General features: G+C 55.7%; 2 protein-coding genes. Both read left to right on the forward strand.

Going from position 1 to position 4,279, the window contains the following annotated elements; genetic code table 11:
* The coding region (locus tag J8G26_RS18940; protein ID WP_210570795.1) for an AAA family ATPase at nucleotides 1-1,376 on the forward strand (1,376 nt) is incomplete at its 5' end.
* Nucleotides 1,377-1,412: 36 nt separating this feature from the next.
* Nucleotides 1,413-4,025 carry an ATP-binding protein gene (locus J8G26_RS18945; protein ID WP_210570797.1) on the forward strand — a complete coding sequence of 871 codons (2,613 nt, stop codon included), beginning with the start codon at nucleotides 1,413-1,415 and terminating at the stop codon, nucleotides 4,023-4,025.
* Nucleotides 4,026-4,279: the final 254 nt, after the last annotated feature.

Consider the following 4,279-nt stretch of genomic DNA (forward strand, 5'->3'; position numbering starts at 1 on the left):
AATTGCTCATTCGGGGTAGATGGGGTGGCCGGACGGATACACAAGCACGGCAGAAGAAGGCCGACGCGGTGAAGGGCACCGCCCACGTCACGCGTATTCTTCAAGCGATCAAGAACCACCAGAAAGGTCACGAACAGTTCATTGGCGAGCTGGATGGCATGCTTGCGGAAATGCATTCGACATTGAAGGCGAGCGAGATCGTCTTGCTCAAGATCAATACGGCCGAGATCGAGAAGCTGGGCGCTGCCTTTAAAAAGGAGTCCGACGCGCAAGACATGCTCCTTTCTGGTGCCGGGGATGTGAGTCTGTCCCGACGTCGTGAAGCCGCCGAAGCTGCAATCAAGGCGATTAAGAGTCAGCTCGGTGAAAAGCAACGTCTGTTCTTGCTCTACAAAGAGAAACTAACACAGTGGGAGAGCGCTAAGACTGAGTTGCAGGGCGACAAGGATAAGCGCAGTAGCATCGTCTGGTATGCCGCCGAGATAGAAGCGTTAGACGCCTTGCCAGCGAAGCGCGAACAATCGAAAACCGCCCGGCTCGCCATCGTGCGTCGCTTGCATGAGCAGATCGGAAAAGTTGTCGCCGAATACCGGATACTCTATCAGCCGGTGCAGGGCTTCGTGCAATCGACGACAAGAATGGAAATGCCATTGCCGCTCGACTTCGATGTGCGGATCGCGGAAGAGGGATTCCAGGAAATTTTCTTGGGGCGCATCAACCGGCAGACTCGCGGCAGCTTCTCGGGGATCGACGAGAGCAACTTGCTCATTCGAAGCGTGCTGAAAGAAACTGACTTCATGAATGCGGACGCGGTCGTAGCATTCGTCGAAAAGGTCGATGACATGCTGCATTTCGATCGACGCGTCGAGGCCGTCAATCCTGCTGAGTTGTCCGTTGTCGATCAGTTGCGCAAGGGAAACCGACCCGAGGAACTCTACGACTTCCTGTTCGGGCTCGAATACTTGAAACCGCAGTATTCGCTGACCTATGACAAACAGGAAATCAGCCAGCTCTCGCCGGGAGAGCGCGGCCTGCTGTTGCTGGTGTTCTACCTGCTGGTGGACAAGGACGATATCCCCTTGGTCATCGATCAACCAGAAGAAAATCTAGACAACCAGACCATCTACAAAATTTTGGTGAGGTGCATCAAGACCGCCAAGCAGCGCCGGCAGGTCATCATGGTCACGCACAACCCGAACCTTGCGGTTGTATGTGATGCGGAGCAAATTATTTGTGCCACATGCGACAAGGCGAACAAGCGCTTCTCGTACCTGAGCGGTGCTATCGAGTCGCCGGAGATCAAGGCACGCGTGATTGAAATTCTTGAAGGTACGGAGCCGGCGTTCGTGAATCGAAAGAGGAAGTACGGCTTCTAGCGAGCTGACGGAATATGAGAAAACAAGGAAAAGAATATGTCATCCCCTTCTGACTTTCGTCTCACTTGGTTGTGGCGTCATGCATTCGTCAATCCTTTGCCGGACATTACCGCGGCGGAGCAGGAGTTCTTCCGCGATCGCTACCTGGCTATGCGTGAGAAGGCGGCTGTTCTTGTCTCGCAGATAGCGGCAGCCATGCCGGGATTGACCGTTCATGACTTGACCCATTTGGATGCATTGTGGGATACGGCGTCTTTGGTGTCGGAAGGAGCTATCACAGTAAGTCCTGCAGAGGCGTTTGTGTTCGGGGCCAGTGTTCTACTGCACGACTCCGCGATGAGTCTGGCGGCCTATCCGCAAGGCTTGGATCAGCTGAAGCAGACCATTGCGTGGAAGGACACGGTCACGGCATTGCTTGGTGATGCTGAGCATGGACCGGAGGCCGTCAACGCTCCTCCGCACGAAATCGTTCAGCGCGCGGTACCAGAGGTTCTACGGCAATTGCATGCTCAGCAGGCAGAGGCTTTGGCGAAACAAGGCTGGATGTCGGCGAGTGGTGACACCATTTATCTGATCGATGATCCTGAACTCCGTTTTTTCTACGGTGAGACTATCGGGCAGATCGCCCACAGTCATTGGTGGTCGGTCTCGCGTGTCGAGGAGGAGCTTTCGGAGGACCTCGGGGCGTTTCCAAGCAAAACCAAGAGTCGGATCGATCGTGTCAAGCTTGCTTGTTTGCTTCGGATCGCGGATGCGCTTCACCTCGATCAACGACGAGCACCGAGGTTTCTGCGTGCACTTACGCATCCTCAAGGTGTGTCAGCGCTGCATTGGACGTTTCAGGAGCGCCTGGCGGCCCCCCACATTGAACACGAGGCGGTGGTTTTCACTGCTGGTGCTCCTTTCACAGTTTCCGATGCAGATGCTTGGTGGCTTGCGTACGACACGATCTCGGCAGTCAATCGGGAACTACAGGACGTTGACTTGCTGATGCAGAACAAGGCGCAGGGACTTTTCTTTAGGGCAAGGCGAGTCAAAGGAGCCGGAAGCCCCGAATCTCTTGCGCGCACGATCCACACGCGGGGTTGGCGTCCCGTTGATACCCAGCTGCGTGTGTCCGACATCCCCAAGGTGGTTGAAACTCTGGGTGGTGCGAAGTTGTACGGCGACGACCCGACGATTGTGCTGCGTGAACTGATCCAGAACAGCGCTGATGCAATTCAAGCGCGGCGTCGCTATCAGGGGCGGCGTGGAGATTGGGGCTGCATAGTTGTCGCACTATCTGAGAGGCCGGACGGTCACTGGTTGACCGTGGAGGACAACGGCATCGGCATGTCGGAGCGTGTCTTGACGGGACCGTTGATCGATTTCGGTACCTCCTTCTGGCGGTCCACGCTCGCTACTCAAGAATTTCCGGGGTTGATCGCGAAGGGCATGAATGCGATTGGGCGGTACGGGATTGGTTTCTTCTCCGTCTTCATGATCGGAATCGTCGTCCGTGTCATCTCTCGCCGTTGCGATCACGGCGAGGATGCCGCACGTGTGCTGGAGTTCCGGGATGGAACAGCCTCCCGACCAATCCTGTCGCCGACGGAGCAAGGTCACGCGCCCGTAGACGGTGGAACGCGGATCGAAGTTCGGCTAAAAACCGACCCGCGGGCCAAAGGTGGCTTGCTACATGTCAATGGATATGGAGATAGCGCCTTGACCCTACAGCAGTTGGTTGCGTCTATTGCGCCAAGCGTCGCCGTGTCCATCGAAGTAAAAGAGAAAGGGGAATCCGTGCCCGCAATCGGGCCGGGTGACTGGCTCAAGCTGTCCGACGAGGAACTGCTTTCGCGTCTGGATCCACTAACCAATTCAGACGCGCGTGACAAAGAGCGGAAGATGGGGCATCACGCTGCCATACGGACGATCTTCGGTGACGATGGCAAACCTCTGGGGCGTGCGTACATCAGGCCCAGCGACTACTTCCGGAGTGATGGCGGCTGGGTCACTATCGGTGGTCTTCGCGCTACGCGCCTTGCCAATGTTCAAGGGCTGTTGGTCGGTGAGACAGTAATTGCCTCTCGCAATTCGGCGCTCCCGACAGTTTCGAAAGAGCGCCTTGTGGAATGGGCAACTGAACAAGCCCGCATCATCACAGACTCCAAATCTGACGAATTGGTCAAGGCGAAGTGCGCTGAGGTTGTCCTGGAGTGTGGCGGAAAATTGGAAGGACTACCTATCGTATGTTGGGGGCAAGACGAATGGCTGAGCTCCGACGAGTTTCGTGACCGACTCGCTGAATCGAACGAACTCACAATCTGCTTCGATGGCCATTTCTCCTACGACGAGGATCAGGACGACGTGCACCCGCGCGAATTTCGAAATGAATTCGAGATAGGTGAGAACATCATCGTGGTTCCCAAGCAAGATGGATCAATCTTGACGGTCGGTAGGCAGTCATGGCCGAAGTCGATAACCGGACAACCCATGAGAAGAGACTCAAACCTTGCTGCGGAGGTTCGGCGACTTTTGAGTGAGGCTTGGGGAGACGAGATTGAAGAAGACGCCGAGGATAGGGCGGTCGGTACGGTGGGCAGCACGTCAATTACGAGGCACGTAACAATCTACAGGCGCGTCTCACAGCAGGTTGACGATGAGTAAGACATCGGCTTGTTGCTGCGACGAATAGTGGCGGTCGCCAACGTGATCAATCGGGTGCTGAGCGCGCAAAGCAAATGGTGATCGTCCCCGGCTGACGCCTCGATTGCTAGTTGTTAGGTTTCAAGTGCTGAGAAACGCCTTGAACTGATCGACCAGAAATCAACGCCATGCTGGGTTTTTTGATGGGAGAAGTGACGGGAAAATACGATGATGCGTATCCGTCCGGCCACCCCATCTACCCCGAATGAGCAATT

The sequence above is a fragment of the Acidovorax sp. JG5 genome, assembly GCF_017939685.1.
Classification (GTDB): domain Bacteria; phylum Pseudomonadota; class Gammaproteobacteria; order Burkholderiales; family Burkholderiaceae_C; genus Acidovorax.